This window comes from Sorangium sp. So ce1014 (assembly GCF_051521505.1).
Classification (GTDB): Bacteria; Myxococcota_A; Polyangia; order Polyangiales; family Polyangiaceae; genus Sorangium.
On the sequence record NZ_CP150356.1, the window covers coordinates 6,317,331 to 6,337,195 of the forward strand.

Annotated in this window: 15 protein-coding genes and 1 tRNA gene; 9 read left to right on the forward strand and 7 right to left on the reverse strand. The window is 71.9% G+C overall.

Annotated elements, in window-relative coordinates:
- Positions 1-73 precede the first annotated feature (73 nt).
- From secD to WME75_RS23785, 3 genes are all read right to left on the reverse strand, one after another.
- A complete protein-coding gene (gene secD / locus WME75_RS23775; protein WP_437475605.1) occupies positions 74-2,227 on the reverse strand; it encodes a protein translocase subunit SecD in 2,154 nt (717 codons plus the stop codon).
- A 55-nt stretch (positions 2,228-2,282) separates the two neighbouring features.
- Positions 2,283-2,717, reverse strand: coding sequence for a preprotein translocase subunit YajC (gene yajC, locus WME75_RS23780; RefSeq protein WP_437475607.1), 435 nt, complete (start codon positions 2,715-2,717; stop codon positions 2,283-2,285).
- A 211-nt stretch (positions 2,718-2,928) separates the two neighbouring features.
- Positions 2,929-4,071 carry a transketolase gene (locus WME75_RS23785; protein WP_437475609.1) on the reverse strand — a complete coding sequence of 381 codons (1,143 nt, stop codon included), beginning with the start codon at positions 4,069-4,071 and terminating at the stop codon, positions 2,929-2,931.
- A 466-nt stretch (positions 4,072-4,537) separates the two neighbouring features.
- Here WME75_RS23785 and WME75_RS23790 point away from each other — a divergent pair.
- The 3 genes from WME75_RS23790 (at position 4,538) to infC (ending at position 7,676) form a co-directional block, all read left to right on the forward strand.
- A tRNA-Val gene (locus WME75_RS23790) sits at positions 4,538-4,609 on the forward strand.
- Between the two features lie 33 nt (positions 4,610-4,642).
- Positions 4,643-6,709 carry a threonine--tRNA ligase gene (gene thrS, locus WME75_RS23795; RefSeq protein WP_437475611.1) on the forward strand — a complete coding sequence of 689 codons (2,067 nt, stop codon included), beginning with the start codon at positions 4,643-4,645 and terminating at the stop codon, positions 6,707-6,709.
- 238 nt (positions 6,710-6,947) lie between these two features.
- Positions 6,948-7,676: a translation initiation factor IF-3 gene (gene infC, locus WME75_RS23800; protein WP_437475613.1), complete on the forward strand. Its 729-nt coding sequence runs from the start codon at positions 6,948-6,950 to the stop codon at positions 7,674-7,676.
- Between the two features lie 165 nt (positions 7,677-7,841).
- Here the strand turns inward: infC and WME75_RS23805 are convergent, their stop codons facing one another.
- Together WME75_RS23805 and WME75_RS23810 are read right to left on the reverse strand one after the other, a co-directional pair.
- Positions 7,842-9,401: a serine/threonine protein kinase gene (locus WME75_RS23805; RefSeq protein ID WP_437475614.1), complete on the reverse strand. Its 1,560-nt coding sequence runs from the start codon at positions 9,399-9,401 to the stop codon at positions 7,842-7,844.
- A 161-nt stretch (positions 9,402-9,562) separates the two neighbouring features.
- A complete protein-coding gene (locus tag WME75_RS23810; RefSeq protein ID WP_437475616.1) occupies positions 9,563-10,249 on the reverse strand; it encodes an SMI1/KNR4 family protein in 687 nt (228 codons plus the stop codon).
- Between the two features lie 127 nt (positions 10,250-10,376).
- On the opposite strand from WME75_RS23810, the gene WME75_RS23815 reads away from it, so the two are divergent.
- From WME75_RS23815 to WME75_RS23840, 6 genes are all read left to right on the forward strand, one after another.
- On the forward strand, positions 10,377-10,640 hold the full coding sequence (locus WME75_RS23815; RefSeq protein WP_437475618.1) for a hypothetical protein: 264 nt from the start codon (positions 10,377-10,379) through the stop codon (positions 10,638-10,640).
- Positions 10,637-12,256, forward strand: a complete 1,620-nt coding sequence (locus tag WME75_RS23820; RefSeq protein ID WP_437475620.1) for a hypothetical protein — start codon at positions 10,637-10,639, stop codon at positions 12,254-12,256. Before WME75_RS23815 ends, WME75_RS23820 begins: the two co-directional genes overlap by 4 nt.
- Positions 12,257-12,353: 97 nt before the next feature.
- Entirely contained in the window at positions 12,354-13,691 is a 1,338-nt protein-coding gene (locus WME75_RS23825) for a hypothetical protein (protein WP_437475622.1), read from the forward strand.
- 21 nt (positions 13,692-13,712) lie between these two features.
- Positions 13,713-15,086, forward strand: a complete 1,374-nt coding sequence (locus WME75_RS23830; RefSeq protein ID WP_437475624.1) for a protoporphyrinogen/coproporphyrinogen oxidase — start codon at positions 13,713-13,715, stop codon at positions 15,084-15,086.
- A gap of 117 nt (positions 15,087-15,203) precedes the next feature.
- A complete protein-coding gene (locus tag WME75_RS23835; RefSeq protein ID WP_437475626.1) occupies positions 15,204-15,767 on the forward strand; it encodes an FMN-binding protein in 564 nt (187 codons plus the stop codon).
- Positions 15,764-16,387, forward strand: coding sequence for a hypothetical protein (locus WME75_RS23840; RefSeq protein ID WP_437475627.1), 624 nt, complete (start codon positions 15,764-15,766; stop codon positions 16,385-16,387). The genes WME75_RS23835 and WME75_RS23840 overlap by 4 nt, the downstream gene beginning before the upstream one ends.
- A gap of 257 nt (positions 16,388-16,644) precedes the next feature.
- Here WME75_RS23840 and WME75_RS23845 read toward each other — a convergent pair whose 3' ends face one another.
- Together WME75_RS23845 and glgB are read right to left on the reverse strand one after the other, a co-directional pair.
- A complete protein-coding gene (locus WME75_RS23845; RefSeq protein ID WP_437475629.1) occupies positions 16,645-17,214 on the reverse strand; it encodes a response regulator transcription factor in 570 nt (189 codons plus the stop codon).
- A gap of 337 nt (positions 17,215-17,551) precedes the next feature.
- Positions 17,552-19,798 (reverse strand): 1,4-alpha-glucan branching protein GlgB, encoded by a 2,247-nt coding sequence (gene glgB, locus WME75_RS23850; protein WP_437475631.1) that lies wholly within the window; start codon positions 19,796-19,798, stop codon positions 17,552-17,554.
- Positions 19,799-19,865: the final 67 nt, after the last annotated feature.

Genomic DNA, 19,865 nt, shown 5'->3' on the forward strand with positions numbered 1-19,865 from the left:
CGTCGTGTCTCAATCGGAGACCGCTCTCGCGTTCTCCCTCAAAGGTCGGAGATCCGCTCTCGCGGCCCCGTTGTCAGCCGAGCGAGAGCGTCTTGATCTTCCGGCCGCGGACGGCCCAGTCGAACATCAGGCGAGTGCACACGACCCCGGTGAACAAGCTGATGGCGATGCCGACGATCAGCGTGATCGCGAAGCCCTTGATCGGGCCGGTGCCGTACTGCGCGAGGATGAGCCCGGAGATCAGCGTGGTCACGTGGCCGTCGAGGATGGCGCTGAACGCCTTGTCGTAGCCGACGTCGACCGCGGCGCGCGGGCTCTTGCCGTTCCTGAGCTCCTCCCGGATGCGCTCGTTGATCAGCACGTTGGCGTCGACCGCGATGCCCATGGTGAGCACGAGGCCGGCGATGCCGGGCAGCGTCATCGACGCGCCGAACATCGCGAGGACCGCGATCTGCAGGAAGAGGTTGAAGATGACGGCGGCGTCCGCGATGAGCCCGGCGCGGCTGTAGATCACCACCATGAACACGACCACGAGCAGCCCGCTCGCGATCGCGCCCTTCATGCTCTGCTGGATGGCGTCCTTGCCCAGCGACGGGCCGATGCGCTGCTCGTTCGACGGGGAGATCGGGGCCGGCAGCGCGCCCGACCGGAGCACAAGCTCGAGCTTGCGCGCGTCCTGGAGCTGCTGGTCGGGGTTCTGCGAGCCCATCGTGATCTGCGCGCGGCCGCCGCCGATCTTCGTCTGGATGACCGGCGCGCTCTCGACCTTCTCGTCGAGGATGATGGCGAACCGCCGCTTGACGTTCCGGCCGGTGATGTCCTCGAACCGGTCGGCGCCGGTCGGGGTGAACTCCATCGACACGTACCAGCCGCCGAGGCCGCCCTCGCTCTGATCCGGGAGCGCCTGCGCGTCGCGCACCATGTCGCCCGTGACCTCGGCCTTGCTGAAGAGGAAGTACGTCCGCCAGCCGATCTCCTCGATGACGTCCTTCTCCTCGTTGTACTCGTACAGCTTGCCGTAGCCGACCTCGTTGTCCGCCGGGACCTGGAGCGTCCCGACCCACTCGCGCAGCCGCTTCAGCGTGTCGCGCAGCTCCTCGTGCTCGGCGCGCACCATCCGGGCAAAGTGGACCGGCTTGGTCTTCCCGGGGCCGACCGGCGCGTTCTCGATCGAGAACGTCAGGCCCTTCGGGAGATCCTCCTCCTTGGCGCTCTTCGCGATCGGCTCGAAGAAGTCCTGGTCGTCGTCGACCATCTTGAACTCGAGCCGCGCCGTCTGGCTGATGATCTCGCGGATCGTGTTGAAGGAGCTCTCGTCGTCGCCGGGGACCTCGATGATCACGTCCTCGTCGCGCGCCGAGACGCTCGCCTCCTTGAGGCCGAGGCCGTCGACGCGGCGGAGCACCGTCTCCTTGGCCTGCGTCACCGCGCGCTCGCGGATGCTGCTCGCGACCTCGTCGCGGATCCGGAATCTCGCGACGTTGCGGTCCGCCGAGCGCTGGAGCTGCATCTCTCCGAGGAACTTCGCGAGGAAATCGCTGTTGATCTTCTCGGCGTCCGCCGGGTCGTTGAAGGTGATCACAATCGTGTCGGCCTGCTCGCGCGACTTCTCGATGCGGAGCTTCGTCTGGAGCTTCTGCATCTCCTCGATCGTCGGCGGCTTGTCGCCCTCGTGGAACCCGAACGACGTCGCGAGCGCCGCGCGCAGGTCGTCGTAGTACCGGTCGCGCTTGTCGCTGATCGCCTCGTCGACGTCGACCGTGTAGACCAGGCGGAGGCCGCCCTTCAGATCGAGCCCGCGCACGAGCCGGAACGGGATGTTCGAGGTCAGGAAGCGGCTGAACCCGAGCTCTCCCCGCTTCGCCTGGGTCTCCTGCTCCGACAGCTCCTCCGACGGGACGCCGGTGTGATCGGGGCGGCCGAACCGCTCGTCGTGGTAGGTCGGGTAGATGCAGAGCGCGGCGCCGAGCGCGAGGAACAGCACGAAGCCCGTCTTCGCCCGCCACGCAAAATCGATCCACGGCCCGGTGCAGAGCAGCGCCCACGGCACCATCAGGCCGAACGTCGCGAGGGCCCAGAACACTTGGTAGTGGGCCGCGAACGCGGCGGCGCCGGCGGAGAGCGCCGCCCAGGCGAAGACGCTGCGCCGCGAACGGCTGAGCCACGCGCCGAGGAGGCACAGACCGGCGACGCCGGCGAACCCGTACTGGAAGATGTTTAGGAGCATGGAGTGGGGCGCCGCGAGGGGCGGTAAAGAGCTTCCTGTTGGGCCGAGCGCCGGCCTACGACTTCTTGTCCTTCGCGGCGTCGGCGACCTTGGCGTCCGCCGCCGCAACCTCGCCCGGGTCGTGGCCCTGGATCACGCTCTTCAGGATCTGCACGTTCACGCCGGGGGCGATCTCCAGCTTCACCCGGGCCGAGTTCGGGCTGATGTCGGTGATCTTGCCGAGGAGCCCGGCCTGGGTGACGACCCGGTCGCCCACCTTGAGGTTCGACTCGATCTGCTGCTGCTTCTTCTTCTGGCTCCGCGTCATCACGAAGATGAGCAGCAGCGGCAGCGCCAGGATGAGGAACGAGAAGGCCCCTCCGCCGAACGGCGCAGGTTGCGCCTCCTGCCCCCCGGACGGCGGCGGCGGTTGACCTTCAACCGGCGTCGCGGGCGCATTGCCCGCGCGCCCGGGGGCGGCGTTCGGCTGGAACGAGTTTGAGCTTGCCAAGGTGACGCGTGTCTCCGGGCCCCGACGGGCTTGCCCGCAAATTGCAGGCCTCTCCCAACCCCCCGGGGCCCGCCTCCATACCCAGGATCCAAGGGTCGCGCAAGGAGCTAGGCGGGCAGCCTCACCCGGGCACGCCGGGAATGCCGCCTTATGACCTTTTCCGGTCCCGCCCCACCCCGCCGTGCGGGACGCGGTACCCAGAGGGCCGAGATCAGCCGTCGCTCCCGAACACCATGTGCCGGCGGGCCCGCTCGCCGCTCGCGATCTCGGCGAGCGACAGGCGCACGTCACGCTCGGTGATCGTGCCGTCGATCGTCGCGAACGTCGCGGAGAGGATCGGCGGGATGCGCCCGACGCCCGGGAAGCCTGGGGCCCACGTGAGCGCGTCCGCGAACGCGGCCTTCACCAGGGCGGCGACGTGCCCCTGCGGCGCGAGGGGCACGTCGAGCGGCTCGAGCACCACGATGGCCTTGGCCCGCCCGAGGGTCTTCACCACGTCCGCGCCGTAGAACGGCCGCAGCGCGCGCACGCCCACGAGCCCGACGCGCCGGCCCTGCGCGCGCAGGCTGCGCACGACCTCCCGGGCGGCCGGGAACGCGCAGCCCACGACGACCATGATCTCCTCCGCGTCGGCGGTGTCGACGCGCTCGATCGCGCCGAGCGGCCTCCCGGTCAGCTCGCAGAGCTCCCGCATCGCGCTGGCGAGCGCGAACGGCACGCGCGCGCAGAAGCTCCGCTCGGCCCGCTTCCGCACGACGCCGCGGCCCTGCGGGCGCGGGCCCCCGTCGCCGTCGCTCTCGCCCGGCGCCGCGTCGGTGAAGGTCGGCACGCTCCGCTCCGGACCGAGGAAGCGCGCGGCGAGATCGCGCGTGGCGCCGAGGGCGGACACGTCCGAGGGCAGCGCGTCCACGACGTGCAGGAACGGCGTCTCGCTGTCCTCGGCGGCGCGCCGCGCCACGAGCGCCACGTCGGCCGCCTCCTGGCTGCTCCAGGTGACGAGCACCCCCGCGCCGACGTCGAGCGCCGGCGCGAGCTCATCGCGCCCCACGGCGAGCCCGCCGCGGCGCTCGATGACGTGCACGGTGACCGGCGTCCGCACCGCCGCCGCCTCGCCGAGCGCGGCGAGCGCCCCGACGAGCTCGTGGGCGCCCAGCACCACGCTGGCCCGCTGCCCGGCGCGCGTGCGGGCCGCGGCGCCGCGGATCGCCTCGGCCGCGGACGCGGCGCGCTCGATCGGCAGATCGCCGGGCACCGCCGCGTGCGCGGCGAAGAGCGCGCTCCCCGCGGCCACCTCGACATGTGCGATCACCGCCGCCGGATCCGGCGGCGACCCTAGACCGTCAGGCCCTGCCATCCAGCCGTTCGTCGCCCGAGCCGCACGCGAGGTCAAGCGCGAGCGCGATCGGATTGCGCGCGACGACCGGACCGAAGCGGTGCAGCGATCGCGCTCATCCATGTCTGGACGTAACTCCGAGAAAGGGGGCTTTCATCTCGAGGTGAAGCTCCTGTCTCACGCGGCCGTCGAGCGGGGTCGCCTGGCCAAGCTCAGCCTCCATCGTGGCTGCCCCGCGCGCTCGGCCCGGCGCACCGGCCTGATGACGCCGCACCGGCCTGATGACGGCGCACCGACCTGATGACGCCGCACCGACCTGGCGCATCGACCTGGCGCACGGACGCGGGAGGCCTCCGCGCAGGGGCATCACGACCGATTGCGCTCCCGAGAAAAGCGATCCCGAAAAACAGATCGCTTGACGGACCCTCAGGCCCTTGCTAGGAGGCGCTCTCCGTTTCGTCGGCATCGCGTCGAGCGAGCGGGACATAGGCGCGTAGCTCAGTGGTAGAGCACTACCTTGACACGGTAGGGGTCGCCGGTTCGAAACCGGCCGCGCCTACAAATCAGCAGGAGACCTAGCCTGCGAGGTTTCATGGCCCTCGATCAGACAGCCCAGGCCGCCCCGGCGGCCCGCACCACGGTGCGCGAGGCTCTCGCCGACGACATCGCCAAGGACCGCACCGTCATCGGCGCCCGCGTCAACGGGCGCCTCGTCGATCTCCACACCCCATTTCAGCGCGACAGCTCGACCCGGATCGAGCCGGTGCGGACGAGCGATCCGGAGGGCCTGCGCATCATCCGGCACTCGACGGCGCACATCATGGCCGACGCCGTGCAGCGCCTCTTCCCGGGGACGAAGGTCACGATCGGCCCCGCCATCGACGCGGGCTTCTACTACGATTTCGACAAGCCGAGCGGCCCCTTCACGGACGAGGATCTCGCCAAGATCGAGGCGAAGATGCGCGAGATCATCGCCGCGGGCCGCCCGTTCCGGCGCGACGTGGTGAACCGCGAGGCGGCCCACGAGCTCTTCGCGCAGATGGGCGAGACGTACAAGCGCGAGATCATCGACGCGATCCCGGCGGGCGAGGACGTCTCGCTCTACCGGCACAGCGACGGCGAGCGCGAGTGGGTCGACCTCTGCGAGGGCCCGCACGTGCCGGACGCCTCGCTGCTCCAGGCCATCAAGCTGGTCAGCGTGGCCGGCGCCTACTGGCGCGGCGACGAGCGCAACCCGATGCTCCAGCGCATCTACGGCACGGCGTTCCCGAGCCAGGCGGCGCTCGACGAGCACATGAAGCTGCTCGCGGAGGCCAAGGAGCGCGACCACAGGAAGCTCGGGAAAGAGCTCGAGCTCTTCATGTTCCACGAGATCGCGCCGGCCATGCCGTTCCTCCTGCCGCGCGGCGCCCACGTCTACAACGCGCTCGTCCAGTACATGCGCGACCTCTACGTCGACTACGGGTACGAGGAGGTCATCACGCCGCAGATCTTCGACAAGCGCCTGTTCGAGACGAGCGGGCACCTGCCGAACTACCGCGAGAACATGTACCTCCCCGTCACGGCGGAGCACCTGGACGCGGCGCGGCTCGCGCTCCGTCTCGGGGTCTCTCCGGGGGAGGCGGACGCGGCGATCTACAAGGAAGCGGACAAGAAGCGCGACGCCGCGGTCCTGGAGCAGCTCGCGGAGCTCGAGCGGCTCGCCCAGAAGCCGATGAACTGCCCGAGCCACTGCCTCATCTTCGGCCAGCGGCGGCGCAGCTACCGCGAGCTGCCGTGGCGGCTCGCCGACTTCGGGCGGCTCCACCGGTACGAGCGCGGCGGCGTCGTCCACGGCCTCGCCCGGGTGCGGAGCTTCTGCCAGGACGACGCCCACATCTTCTGCGCTCCGGAGCAGATGCAGGGCGAGATCCAGGCGTTCCTGCGGCTCCTGCTCGAGGTGTACGCCGCGTTCCGGTTCGCCAAGATCGACATCAAGCTCGCGACCCGGCCCAAGAAGCGCATCGGCACCGACGCGCAGTGGGACGCCGCGGAGGGCGCGCTCGCGGAGGCGCTGAAGCAAGCCGGCCTCCCCTTCGAGATCGCGCCCGAGGAGGGCGCGTTCTACGGCCCGAAGCTCGAGTTCCACGTCGAGGACGCGCTGCGCCGGAGCTGGCAGCTCGGCACGATCCAGGTGGACTACGCGCTGCCCGACCGCTTCGAGCTCGAGTACACAGGCGCCGACGGCGGCGCCCACCGCCCGGTGATGCTCCACCGGGCGATCCTCGGCTCGCTCGAGCGGTTCTTCTCGGTGTACCTCGAGCACATCGGGGGCGCCTTCCCGGCCTGGCTGGCCCCGGAGCAGGCGGTCATCGTCACGGTCAGCGAGAAGCAGGCCGCCTACGCACAGGAAGTTGTGGCGCACCTCCGGGGCCGCGGGCTCCGGGCGAGGGCCGACCTCAGCTCCGACAAGCTCGGCGCCAAGATCCGGGCGGCGCGGCTGACGCGCGTCCCGTACGTGGTCGTGGTCGGCGACAAGGAGGCCGAGGGCCGCAAGGTCGCCCCCCGGTCGCGCGACCTCAACAAGGACCTCGGGGCGATGCCGCTCGAGGACTTCGCCGACCGGCTCGCCGCGGAGTCGAAGCCTCCTCGCCTCGCGGTGAGCGCCTCCGCTTCGTGACCAGCCGTTCCGGCTGGCCCTTCTCGCCGGCAGGCCCTTCCCTACCCCCGTCGAGCCCGACAGCTCAGGGCTCCCGAGCGCCCCTGCGCGGCGGCGGCCGTCGTGCTTGCTGCCGTTGCCTGCGGCGCGGAGTCAGGCGACATTGGCGTGGTGATGGTCGCCGCGACTACCTTCGGTCGCGAAGCGGCGGTCCGTCGCTTTCAGAATCACAGAACACAAGGAGGCAGCGAAATACCACATGGCGATGAGACGCTTCGACCCTCGGCAGGCCCAGCGGGGGCCGCAGATCCGCATCAACCAGCGCATCCGCGTCCCGGAAATCCGCGTCATCGGCGATGATGGCGAGATGCTCGGCATCATGCAGACCCACGAGGCGCTGCGCCGAGCACAGGAGAAGGGGCTCGACCTCGTCGAGGTCAACCCGAAGGCGGATCCTCCGGTCTGCAAGATCCTCGACTTCGGCAAGTACAAGTACGACGAGAAGAAGAAGGCCCGCGAGGCGAAGCGCAAGCAGAGTGTGGTGGAGATCAAGGAGATCAAGCTCCGTCCCAAGACGGACGACCACGATCTCGAGTTCAAGACCCGGGCTGCGCATCGGTTCCTCGGCGCAGGTCACAAGGTGAAGTTCACGGTCCGCTTTCGCGGCCGCGAGATCACGCACCCGGAGAAGGCGCAGGAGCAGCTCGACTGGATCGTCCAGCACTGCGAGGAGATCGCGAACGTCGAGGTGCGCCCGATGATGGAGCAGCGCACGATGACGCTGATGATGGCGCCCAAGCCCGCCATCCTGCAGAAGGTGGCCCAGGCCCGCGTCGCCGCGGAGAGGGCCCGCCAGAAGGCGCTCCAGGAAGGGCGCGCCGCTCCCGCCGGGGACGAAGAGGACGAGGAGATCGAGAAGCTCGAGAGGCAGCTCGAAGAGCAAGACGACGACGACGACGACGACGAGGCCGAGGGAGCGACCGGGTAACCCGCCCGGGGAGAGCGCGCGCCACGACGGCGGCCGCGGCTGCGGCGGGGCGCGCATCGCGCCGCGCGGCGGGTGCTCGCGTGCCGCGCTCCCTTCTGCGTCGCGGGGGCGCGGCCTCTCCCTCGAACGGCCGCGGGCGCGGCGAGGCGCTCGCGCGCCGCCGGCTCAGTGCGGGATCAAGCCGCCGAGCCACGCCCCCGCGGCGAGGACCGCCAGCGCGGCGACGAGCAGCACAGCCTTCACCGCGCCTCCCCCTGTCCTGAGTGGACGGAGCTCCGGCTCCAGGTCGCGCGGCGCGGCCGTGGCGGGCGGCGCCAGCACGCGCGCGGGCGGCGCAGGGGGCTGTGGCGCAGGCACGGGCTGCGGAGAGGCCAGGGTCGGCTCGGCCCTCCTCTCGAGCGGCTGACGCGCGGGGAGCGGCGGCGCGTGCGGCTGACGCACGGGGAGCGGCGGCGCGTGCGGCAGCTCCGCGGCCGAGTACGCGGGCAGCGTGGCGGGTGAAGCGACCTCCTCGGGCTCCTCGGCCTCCTCGGGTTCCTCGGGCTCCTCGAGCGCGGCGAGGTTGCCCGCCTCGACCGAGACCGCGGCGAGGGACCGCCGCATGAGGTCCTCGCCGGGCGCCGAGATCTTGAGCTCGTCGGCCCACTTGCCGATGTCCTCGAAGGCCGAGATCTTGAGCGGCTCGCTCAGCCGCGCAGCGCTTGGCGCCGCCTTGTCGTCCGGGAGCGACGTGAACTCGAGCAGCGTCTCCTCGATGAGCCTGTCGATGAACGACGCCTTGTCCGACGCGGGGGCGCGCTTCCGCAGCGCCATCGCGCTGCGGACGTGCTCGGCGATGTCGTAGGCGCTGACCGGCCGGCCGAACCTGTACAGGAAGGTCGTGAGATCCCGGCCGAGCTCGCGCGCGGAGCCGTAGCGATCACCGGGGTCGCGGGCCAGCGAGCGGGCGATGATGCGATCGAGCTCGGGGGGAATCGCCTTGTTGATCTCGGAGAGCGGCGGGATCTGCGCCTGCTGCACGAGCTTGACGGTCTGGTAGTCGGTCTCGCCGAGGAAGAGCCGCTTGCCCGAGAGCATCTCCCAGAGGATGGCGCCGACCGCGAAGATGTCGGTGCGGGGATCGACCTCGAGGCCCTGCGCGGCCTCGGGCGAGAGATAGCTGAACTTGCCCTTGATGATCCCCGCCTCGCTCTTCTCGAGCTGGCTCGTCGCCTTGGCGAGGCCAAAGTCGACGATCTTCACCTCGCCGTACTTGGTGATGAGCACGTTCGGAGGCGACATGTCCCGGTGCACGATCTTGAGCGGGTGCCCGTCGGCCCCCCTGAGCTCGTGGGCGTACGTGAGCCCCTCGCAGAGCTTGCCCGTGATGAACACGGCGGACTCGACCGGGAGGATGCGCCCAGCCTTGCGCATCGACTCGAGGACGGCCTTCAGGTCGGCGCCGTCCACGTACTCCATCACGATGAAGTACGCATTGTCGCCGACCCCGATGTCGAACACCTGCGCGACGTTGGAGTGGGAGAGGTGCGCGGACAGCCGCGCCTCGTCGAGGAACATCGCGATGAAGCGCTTCTTCTCGCTCAGGTGCGGGAGCACGCGCTTGATCGCGACCTGCTTCTTGAACCCCTCGATCCCCGCGCTCTCGGCGAGGAAGACCTCGGCCATGCCGCCCGAAGCGAGCCGCTCGACGACCCGGTAGCGCTGCTGCTGGTGGGCTTCCGTCATGCTCCGACTAGTACATCACGTCCCACGCTGTGCGCGGAAACAACCGGCTGGACCCGGGGTCCCACGCGCGCTCGCGTGGTCTGTGACGAGCGCGTTCCATGCCCTTTCGGGCGCGAGCTCACGTGGGCAGCGCCGCGGCCGGGCTCGGGGACGGCGCCGGCTCAGCCGGTGAGCGCGCTCCTCGCGAACGCGCGAGGCGCGGGTGTGAGCGGCACCGCCACCGCGCGCGCGCGGCTCCTCGGCGCGACCACCGCGCGCGGGCGCGGCGTCAGATCGCGCTGCGCGGCAGCGCGCTGCCGTCGATCGTCGAGCTCCGCGGCGAGCATCTCCTTCACCATGTCGAGGAGCTCCGCGAAGCCCGCCAGGCGCAGCCCGAGGTCGTTCGTCCAGAGGATGATCTCGAGCTCGCCGTCGGGCGCCCTCGCCTCCGGATCCCAGGCGAAGACCGTCTCGGCCGCCGCGTCGATGCCGAACGGGACGAGCGCGCTCCGCGCACCGCAGCGGCCGCGCACGGTCCTTGGCGCGGCGTCGCGCTCGCATGCGCCGCGCGCCTCCTGGTCCTCGCAGTGCTCGAGCACCATCCGCCCGATGTCCATGTACGAGCCGCGCGCGAGCGCGCGCACCCCGAGCAGGCTGGCGCCGGCGAACAGCCGCGGCCAGCCGTCGTGCCGCGAGAGCAGCTCGCGGTAGCTCGGCGGCAGCGGCATCCCGAGGCGGCGCTCGACGCCGGCGATCTCCGCCGCGGAGGCCCCGGACGGCGGCGCGATCGGCATTCCCCGCCGCGGGTCCATCCGCGCGAGCTCCAGCTTGAGCGCGCGGATGCGGTGCATCGACTCGAGCCACTCCATGCGCGCGACCCTACGCGCCCGGCGCCGGCAGGAGCAAAAAACGCGCGATGCCCGACACCACCACACCGGGTCGGCCCGCGGAGCGCGCGCGCTTGACAGGCATTTGCGCTGGCGGCACGGTGCTTGCGTGATCGGCTTGGACTCCTGGGCATCACTGCGCACCGCCTTCGTGGCGGCGGGCGTCACGTTCGTCTTGGCGTCGCTCGCGACCGCGTGCCTCGACTACGCGGGCGAAGAGCTGTTCGACCAGTGCGACACGCCGGCGGCGCCGCTCCCCGGCTCGGGCTCCGGCTCGGGCGCGACCACCGGCACCGGGGCGGCCAGCGCGGATCCGCCGGACTGCGGCGCGCCGACGCACGCGCCAGGCTCGGGCTCCGGCTCGGGCTCGTGAGGGAGGAGCGGCGCGACGTCGTCGCGCTCGCCGCGCTCACCGCCGCCGCGCTCGCCTCCCGCCTGCTCTTCCGCATCGACCACGACGAGGACATCGACGCGCTCCGGTTCGCGCTCGGCGTGGAGCGCTTCGACGTGGCCGCGCTCCGCCCGCACGCGCCGTACTATCCCGTGTTCATCGCCGCGGCGAAGGGGCTCGCGCTGCTCGGCGCCGCGCCGCGCGCCGCGCTCGCCCTCGTCAGCGCCGCGGCGGGCGCGGCCACCGTCGCCTTCACCGCCCTCCTCGCCCGCGCGGTCGCCGGGCGGCGCGCCGCGGTGTTCGCCGGGGTGCTCGCGCTCGCCTCGCCGTTCCTGTGGCTGTCGTCCGAGAAGCTCCTCAGCGACATGGCCGGCGCCGCGGTGACGACCGCGGCGCTCTGGCTCTGCGCCCGCGCGCGGGGCCTCCGTCGCGCGCCTGAGGCCGCCCTGGCGGCGCCGCCCGAGATCGCCGCCCGCGAGGCGCGCGCCGCGCGCTCGCGCACGTGCGCGCTCGTGTTGCTCGGCGTCGGGCTCGGCGTGCGGCTCTCGTACTTCCCGTTCGCGCTCGCCTGCCTCGCCGTCATCGCCCGCAGCGAGGGCGGCCGCCTCGCGTGGCTCGCGCGCGGCCGCGACCTCGCGACCGGCGCGCTCGCGTGGCTCGTCCCGCTCGTGCTGATCGCGACGCCGCGCGACCTCGTCGCGACGACGTGGGTCCAGGGGCTCGGGCACTTCACCCGCTGGGGAGGGACGGCGATCACCGTCTCGTCGCCGGCCGATCGGCTCCACGGCGTGCTCTGGGGGATCTGGGCCAACGGCCTCGGCGGCGCGTGGCCGGACGCGCCGGCGGCGCGCTGGCTGGGCGCGCCGATCCTTATCGCGCTCCTCGCCGCCGCCGCGCTCCGCGTCGCGCCTCTCCGGCGCGCCGCGCGCGCGGCGCGAGACCAGCCCGAGCTCTGGGCCTCGGCGCTCGCCTATTTCGTCTGGGCGCTCCTCGGGCAGAACATCGCCTACAAGCCGCGGCACTGGCTCCCGCTCGTCCCGCCCTTGCTCGTCGCCCTGGCCGCCGGCGCGGCGGCGCTCTCGCGTGCGCTCTCGCCGGCGGCGAGCGCGCCGCGCGACCGCGCCCGCCGCTCGGCCGCGCCCGCCGCCCTGGTCGCGGCGCTCGCGGCGCAATGGCTCGTCGACGCGATCGCCCTCGCGCGCGAGCACCAGGCGCCCTCGCCCGCGGCCGCGATCGTCGGCTTCCTCCGCGACGCCCACGCCGAGCAGCGCCCGGTGCTCACGCGCGACCTCGACCGGATGATCCAGGAGGGCGCGCCGGGCCGGCGGCCGGTGCGCGTCCGCAGCGACGCCGAGCTCGTCCGCGCCGTCGAGCAGGCCGGTCCGGGCGGCGCGCTCATCACGAGCGAGGCGCTCTCGCCCGAGGCGCGCGACGCGCTCGCCGGCCGCGGTCATGCGATCTCGATCCGCTTCGCGCGCCCGCGCTCGCGTTACGTCGACGCGCTCTGGAGCGACCTCGCCCTGCTCGAGGCGCTGCCCGGTGGATCTGAGGTGGCTCGAGCGCTCCCGCGCTCGCCGCGCAGCGCGCTCTCCCGCTGAAAACGAGGTTGACCCCCGTTTTCAAGGGCGCGAAGACTCCCGCCCTGCCGAGCGCCTCGCCGGGCCCTCGGTCCTCGTCATGAAAGCAATCTCGTCCTTGTGGCCTCGCTCTGCGGGCGTCGTCCTCAGCGCGCTGCTGCCCTTCGCTGCCGCCGCGCAGCCCGCGCCCGCCGCGCAGCCCGCGCCGGACGGCCCGGTCCTCGACCTCCCGCCCGAGCATGCCGCGCCGCCGCCGGCTCCCCGGGAGCCCGCCATCGGCCTCGGCGCCGGGCAGGCGCCGGAGCACGAGCTCGTGCGCGGACTGACCGAGCAGCGGTTCCGGAGCGCCGGCGCGAGCGCGAGCAACACCTCCGTCGGCGGCTACGGCGAGGTGCACGTCCGCGGCACGACGACCGGCCGCGAGGGCGAGCGCGCGTGGGTCGCCGACATCCCCCGGCTCGTGCTCTTCGTGGCGCACGAGTTCACGACCGACATCCGGTCCTATGTCGAGCTCGAGGTGGAGCACTCGCTCTCCTGCGCGAGCTGCCCCGGCGCCGCGGAGCTGGAGCAGGCCTACCTCGAATGGAACGCAGCAGGCCGCGCGCTCGGGCTGCGCGCGGGCCTCGTGCTCGTCCCGATGGGGATCATCAACCAGTGGCACGAGCCGCCTGTGTTCCACGGCGTGGTCCGGCCGAAGGTGGAGACCGTCGTCATCCCCTCGACGTGGCGCGAGATCGCCGTCGGCGCCTTCGGGCAGCCGCTCGACTGGCTGCGCTTCGAGGCCTACGCGATGACCGGCCTCGATCCGCTCGCCTTCCGCGCCGGCGGCCTCGCCGGCGGCCGGCAGAGCGGCGGGCTCGCCCGCGCCAACGCGTGGGCCGGCGTCGCGCGCGTCGAGGCCGAGCCGCTCCTCGGGGTCGTCGCCGGCGCGTCGGTGTACGCGAGCGACGCCGGCTCGAACGGCGACGGCAAATTCTTCCTCCGCGACGGCACGCCGGTGGATCTCACGATCCCGGTCCTCGGCTGGTCGCTCGACGCGCGCTGGCGCAGGAGAGGCCTGGAGACGCGGGTCCTGTTCGCCGAGTGGCACCTGCCCGAGGCGCGCGCCCTCATGGTCTCGTTCAACGAGAGCGGCGCGCCCAACTTCATCGATCCCACGAGCCCCGTCGCCACCCGGATCCGCGGCGGCTACGTCGAGGCCGCCTACGACGTGCTCCGCCCGCTCGGCCTGAGCCACGAGCTCCTGCCGTTCGCGCGCCTCGAGGCGTACGACACGCAGTCGGCGGTGCCGGAGGGCTACAAGGCGAACGCCTCGTACGGGGTCCGCGAGATCACGCTCGGGGCCTCGTACCGGCCGACCCAGGGGGTCGTGCTGAAGGCCGACTACCAGCTGCGCGACCGCACCCTCGGGTTCGACCAGACGCAGCTCAACTTCGGGCTCGGGTTCATGTACTGAGCGCGCCGTCCGAGGCTCCCCATGTCACTCCGCCCAGACGACGCGGGGCCCGAGCGCCTCGTCGTCGGCGCCGGCATCTCCGGCCTGTACGCTGCCCTGCTGCTCGCGCGGGCCGGCCGTCGCGTGCGCCTCCTGGAGCGCGCCGCGCGCCCCGGCGGCCTCGCTGGCGCCGAGCTGTTCCGCGGGCTGCCGTGCGACCTCGGCTCGCACCGGCTCCACCCCGCCGCGCTCGAGCAGCCGCTCTTCCGGGAGGTGCACGCGCGCTCCCCGTTCCTGTCGCGCCCGCGCCGCGGGGTGCTCGTGCTCGGCGAGCGCCACGTCCCCTACCCCCCGAGCGTCCCCTCGATGCTGCGCGCGCTCGGCCTCCGCGCCGGCGCCGCGATGGGCCTCGGCTTCTTGGCGCAGCGCGGCCGCCGCGCGGCCTTTACCCGCTGGGAGCACGACCGCGCGATCGCCGGCGAGGACGTCGGCTTCGAGCGGTTCGTGCGCGAGCGCGTCGGCGCCGCGGCCTACGCGTCGTTCTACCGGCCCTACGCCGAGAAGGTCTGGGGCATCCCGCCGTCCGAGCTCTCGCAGACCGTCGCGAAGAAGCGGATCAGCACCACGAGCCCGCTCGCGCTGTTCAAGGGCCTCGCCCGCGCCCGCGGCGGCGCCGCGGCGGACCTCGCGCGGTTCGTCTACCCGCCGGCGGGCATCTCGTCGCTGATCGCGTACCTCGAGGCGCGGCTCGCGGAGGCCGGCGTCCAGGCCGAGTGCGGCACCGCCTTCGGCCCGGCCGGGATGGCCGCGCGCGCCGGCGCGGCGCCGGTCCTGTTCGCGGGCGACCTCGCGGATCTCGTGCCCGACGCGCGCCTCGAGCACCGCGGCCTCTATCTTGTCTACCTCGCCTACCCGCGCGCGCGGCTCGGCGCGCCGGAGACGTACTACTGCCCCGACCCGCGCTTCTGGTTCGGCCGCGTCTCCGAGCTGCAGAACTACGCGCCCGATCTCCGCCGCCCGGGCGAGACCGTGCTGTGCGTCGAGATCCCCGAGGGCGCCTGGGGGCGCGGGCGCGACTTCGCCTCGGGCCGGCCGCTCGAGGTGCTGCTCGACCAGCTCGTGCGCGCGGGCATCGCCCCGCGCGGCGTGGCCCCCATCGAGGCCCGCCAGCGCTTCGTGCCGGGCGTGTACCCGCTCTACCGGCGCGGCTGGCTGGAGAGCTGGCGCGCGGCGATGCGCCGCGCCGCCGCGCTCGGCGCGCTCCCCTTCGGGCGGCAGGCGCTCTTCCTGCACTGCAACCTGGATCACTGCGCCGCGATCGCGGCCGACGCGGTGGCCCACGTCGAGGCCGGCCGCAGCCCGGAGGCGTGGGTGCTGAACGCCGAAAACTACCTGGACGTACAGGTACGCGACTGAGCGCAACTGAGCGCAACTGAGCGCGACTACTGAGGCGCGCGCCCGCACGCACCGAAACCCAGGCGCCAAACGCTGTTGACGTTGACTTTCATGAGTGACAGTTTCGCTGGAGCCTTGATGCATCCTTCCGGTCTCCGCGCTGCCCACTTCGCCGCAGCCACGGCGCTCGCGTTCGTCCTCGCGGCGCTCCCCGCCCACGGCGCGACGTACTGGACGATCCCTGCCGTCCTGAAGAGCTTCTTCGCGAGCTCGAAGAAGGTCGGTTATCGCAAGGTCGTCCTCAGCGACGTGGAGGCGCGGGACGTCGGCAAGAAGCTCGGCGCGCCGGTCAAGCGCGAGTGGGTTGTGTACGTCGCGGAGTCGGGCGGCAAGACCGACGGCTACGCGATCAAGGACGAAGAGAAGGGAATGCACGAGCCGATCGACTTCGCCGTGAAGTTCTCGACGGCCGGCGCGGTGGAGCGGATCGAGATCCTCGAGTACCGCGAGGCGTACGGCGACGAGGTCCGCGGCGATCGCTTCCGCGCCCAGTTCCACGGCAAGACGGCGAGCGACCCGATCACCGCGGGCAAGGACATCGACATCGTGTCGGGCGCGTCCATCTCGTCCCGCTCCGTCGCGCTCGGCGTCAAGCGCGACGCGCTCGTCCTCCAGCTCGCGCTGAAGCGCGGCGCGCTGTGAGAGATTTCACCGCGGCGGCGGGGCGGCTGAGGTCGCTCTCGCTCGGCGCGAAGCTCCTGTACTCGGCGTTCACGCTCGCGTCGCTCCTCGGTTTGCTCGTGTCGTGGCGCCTCTACGGGGCGATGGTGCAGGACGCGGGGGCGGCCGCGTACTACGCGGGCGCCCCGGTCGCCGCGCCGCCGCCCGCCCCGACCCAGGCGCCCGCCGCGGCCGAGGGGCCGGCGCTCGATCTGGGCCCGGAGCTCGAGCTCCCCGGCGCGCCGGAGGCGCCGCGGGTCCTTGTCGAGCAGATCTCCGAGCGGAAGCTGCTCGAGGTGACCCACTTCCACCTCTTCTCCGTGCCCGTCTACGTGCTGATCCTCGCGCACCTCTGGCTGCTCGCGCGGCTGCCGTCGTGGCTGCACACCGCGGGCGTCGTGGCGGCCGTCGTCACGAGCGGGCTGCACATGGCGGCGCCGTGGCTCATCCGGAGCGCCCCCGGCGCCGCGGCGCTGATGCCGATCTCCGGCGTGGCCATGCTGCTGTCACTCGGCGCCATGGCGGTCGTCTCGACGGTGGACATGTGGCTGCCCAGGCGGTCGCGGCGGGGTGACACGGCGCCGCTCGACGAGGCGCAGTGAGACGCAGGAGCAGGTTCGGAGGGGCCCCCGAGCCGGAGGGCGCCAGATCAGGAGTTACCGGCGGACAGAGGAGCTCCAGGCGGGGCCCTGTCGGACGCGCCAAGGCCGTCGGACAGAGCCTGTAAGGGGGAGCTCACCCCCTCTGTACCGTTGAACCGGTGTCGAGGTGGAGGCGCTGGCTCAGGACCCCTGCCGAACCCACGCCAGGGATATAAACACCGCTCCCGGGGCGTCAACGCCCCCGCAGCGCGGTCCTCTCACCGCCTCGCCGCGCTCCGCTTGAGCCACCGGGAGGTGAGCGACCAGGCGAGCTCCAGCACGTCCTTGCTCTCGAACGGTTTGCTCAGCAACCGGAGCTCCGGCCGCTTCAGGCGCCGGATCACGTCGTGCCACGAGTAGTCCGAGTACGCGCTGCAGATCACGGCCTCGATGTCCGGACACTCGGACCAGATCCGCTCGATCGTCTCGATACCGTCCCAGCCCGGCGGCATCCGCATGTCCACGAACATCAACGCATAGGGGCGGCCGCTCCGCTGCATTCGCCGGATCTTCTCCAGGCCTTCCTGACCCTGGCAGGCGCCGTCCACCTGGAACGTGCTCCTCGGGGTGGCCGCCGCCCCCCCGAAGATCACCGCGTCGAGGGCGTCGAGATCCGCCGACGCCCCCGAGTCGGGACAGAGGAGCTTCTGGAAATCGCGGTGGATCGCGGGGTTGTCGTCGATGACGAGGACCCTGCGGATCTCGCCTCCCCGCACGGACTCAGGCCCGGTCGACGCCGCGGGCGGCATCTGCGAACGGAAGCGCGACGGACCTCCTTGACTCATCATCGCCCACGTCTGACCAGGGAGCTCACCGTTGCCACTCACCATTGAAGCATTCCACCTTTGCTCGATCCGAGCCTGCCCATCCCATCGTACGTCGGAGGACCAGGAGAGCACCAGGCAGGGGTTCCGATATCGGCCCACCAGGCCGGGTGCGTGACGAGGAAGAACGGCGCACAAGCGCAATCACAGCGAAGTGCTTCAACCTGGACGGACATGACCTCGTGCTCGCCTCGTGGTCGCGGCGCCGAGCTGCTTGGCGCAATGGGGACGAGGCGGCCGGCCTCGAGCGGGGCCGACGGCGAGGCGACGGCCGGCGCCTCGCAGCGCGTCGGGGGAGGCGTCAGGGCTGCGCGTCGTGCTCGGGGACGAGCCAGAGCACCCCGAGCGGCGGGAGCGTCAGCACGATCGACTGCGGGAACCCGTGGCAGGGGACGTCCTCGACCTCGACACGGCCCATGTTGCCCACGCCGCTGCCGCCGTACACGGTCGCGTCGGTGTTGAGCACCTCCAGGTAGGCGCCGCGGCGCGGGACGCCGATGCGGTAGTTGTGGCGCGGGACCGGCGTGAAGTTGCCGATGAACACCACGTGCACGCCCGAGGGCGACATCTGGTCTCCCGCGCCGTCCCCGTAGCGGATGAACGAGATCACGGTCTGCATGTGGTCGGTGCAGTCGATCCACCGGAAGCCGTGGTGCTCGTCGTCGAGCTCGTACATCGCCGGGTACTTCTTGTAGAGCGCGTTGATGTCCGTCACGAGCCGCTTGAGCCCGGCGTGGGCAGGCACCGAGAGCAGGCCCCAGTCGAGCTCCGTCTTCTCGCTCCACTCGGCGAACTGGCCGATCTCGCCGCCCATGAACAGCAGCTTCTTGCCCGGGTGCGCCCACATGAACCCGTAGAGCGCGCGCAGGTTGGCCAGCATCTGCCAGTAGTCGCCCGGCATCTTCGAGAGCAGCGACCGCTTGAGGTGAACGACCTCGTCGTGGCTCAGCGGCAGGAGGAACTTCTCGGAGAAGGCGTAGATGAGCCCGAACGTGAGCTGGTGGTAGTGGAAGGCGCGGTGGACGGGCTCGTGCTTGAAGAAGTCGAGCGTGTCGTGCATCCACCCCATGTTCCACTTGAAGTCGAAGCCGAGCCCGCCGACGTACGTCGCGTGCGTCACCGACGGCCAGGCGGTGGACTCCTCGGCGCACAGCACCGCGCCCGGGAAGCGCTCGTGCACCCGGTTCGACAGCTCCCGGATGAACTCGATCGCCTCGATGTTCTCGCGGCCGCCGTACCGGTTCGGCACCCAGTCGTGGCCCTCCGCGGCGTAGTCGAGGTAGAGCATCGAGGCGACCGCGTCGACCCGCAGGCCGTCGATGTGGAACTCGTCGAGCCAGTAGAGGGCGTTGGCGACAAGGAAGTTCCGCACCTCGTGCCGGCCGTAGTTGAAGATGTACGTGTTCCACTCGCGGTGCTCGCCGAGGCGCGGGTCGAGGTGCTCATAGAGCGCCGTCCCGTCGAACCGCCCGAGCGCCCACGCGTCCTTCGGGAAGTGCGCCGGGGTCCAGTCGAGGAGCACGCCGATGCCCTTCTGGTGGAACCGGTCGATGAGGTAGCGGAGATCGTCGGGATCGCCGTAGCGGCTGGTCGGGGCGAAGTAGCCCGCGACCTGGTAGCCCCACGAGCCGTCGAAGGGGTGCTCCATGACCGGCATGAGCTCGACGTGCGTGAAGCCGAGCTCGGCCACGTACTCGACGAGGTGGTCGGCGAGCTCGCGGTACGTCATCCAGCGCATCCCGTGCTCGTACGGCGGGCCCTCGCCGGGCACGCGCCGCCACGAGCCGGCGTGGACCTCGTAGATGGACATCGGCTTCTTGCGCGAGTCGGCCTCGCCGCGCGCCCGCATCCACGCGCCGTCCTGGAACGTGTAGCGGCTCGTGGTGACCCGCGAGGCGGTGGCCGGCCGGAGCTCCATCGCCTGGCCGAGCGGATCGCTCTTCGCGGTGATGTGCCCCGCCGGGGTCTTGATCTCGTACTTGTAGAGCGCGCCCTCGCCGACGCCGGGGACGAAGAGCTCCCAGAAGCCCTCGCCCATCCGGCGCATCGCGTGGCGGCGGCCGTCCCACTGGTTGAAATCGCCGACGACGCTCACGCGGCGCGCGTTCGGGGCCCAGACGGCGAACGCCGTTCCGGAGACGCCGTCCACCTCGCGCACGTGCGCGCCGAGGATGCGGTAGAGCTCCCAGTGCCTCCCCTCGGCGAGGAGGTGGAGGTCGACGTCCCCGAGCGTGGGCGGCATGCCGTACGGATCCGGCTCCACCGCGGCGTTCCCGTCCGGGAAGCGCAGCTCGAGCCGGTAACGGAAGCGGCCGTCCTCCGGGTAGGAGACGCCGGGGAAGCGCGCCTCGAAGAGCCCCGCGGGGTGGACGCGCTCCATCGACCGCCTCCGGAGCGAGGGATCGGCCGGGAGCACCGCGATCTCGGTGGCGTCCGGGCGAAAGACGCGGACCACCAGGTCGCCTTCCTCCTCGTGCGCGCCGAGCACGTGGTGCGGATCCGGATGCTCGACAGCCGCGATGAGATCGACTTCTCGTTGTTCCAACATGTCAGGGTCCGCGTATACCGGCTCCTCTCGCCGACGTCATGCCGAGAGTCCGCCCCAGACGCCAACC

Excerpts from the sequence above, each read along its gene's own strand:
- WME75_RS23830 (WP_437475624.1), top strand. The coding sequence starts at position 13,713 with ATGTCACTCCGCCCAGACGACGCGGGGCCCGAGCGCCTCGTCGTCGGC.
- WME75_RS23835 (WP_437475626.1), top strand. The coding sequence starts at position 15,204 with ATGCATCCTTCCGGTCTCCGCGCTGCCCACTTCGCCGCAGCCACGGCG.
- thrS (WP_437475611.1), top strand. The coding sequence starts at position 4,643 with ATGGCCCTCGATCAGACAGCCCAGGCCGCCCCGGCGGCCCGCACCACG.
- WME75_RS23845 (WP_437475629.1), bottom strand. The coding sequence starts at position 17,214 with ATGATGAGTCAAGGAGGTCCGTCGCGCTTCCGTTCGCAGATGCCGCCC.
- glgB (WP_437475631.1), bottom strand. The coding sequence starts at position 19,798 with ATGTTGGAACAACGAGAAGTCGATCTCATCGCGGCTGTCGAGCATCCG.
- secD (WP_437475605.1), bottom strand. The coding sequence starts at position 2,227 with ATGCTCCTAAACATCTTCCAGTACGGGTTCGCCGGCGTCGCCGGTCTG.
- WME75_RS23785 (WP_437475609.1), bottom strand. The coding sequence starts at position 4,071 with ATGGCAGGGCCTGACGGTCTAGGGTCGCCGCCGGATCCGGCGGCGGTG.
- WME75_RS23805 (WP_437475614.1), bottom strand. The coding sequence starts at position 9,401 with ATGACGGAAGCCCACCAGCAGCAGCGCTACCGGGTCGTCGAGCGGCTC.
- WME75_RS23810 (WP_437475616.1), bottom strand. The coding sequence starts at position 10,249 with ATGGAGTGGCTCGAGTCGATGCACCGCATCCGCGCGCTCAAGCTGGAG.
- infC (WP_437475613.1), top strand. The coding sequence starts at position 6,948 with ATGGCGATGAGACGCTTCGACCCTCGGCAGGCCCAGCGGGGGCCGCAG.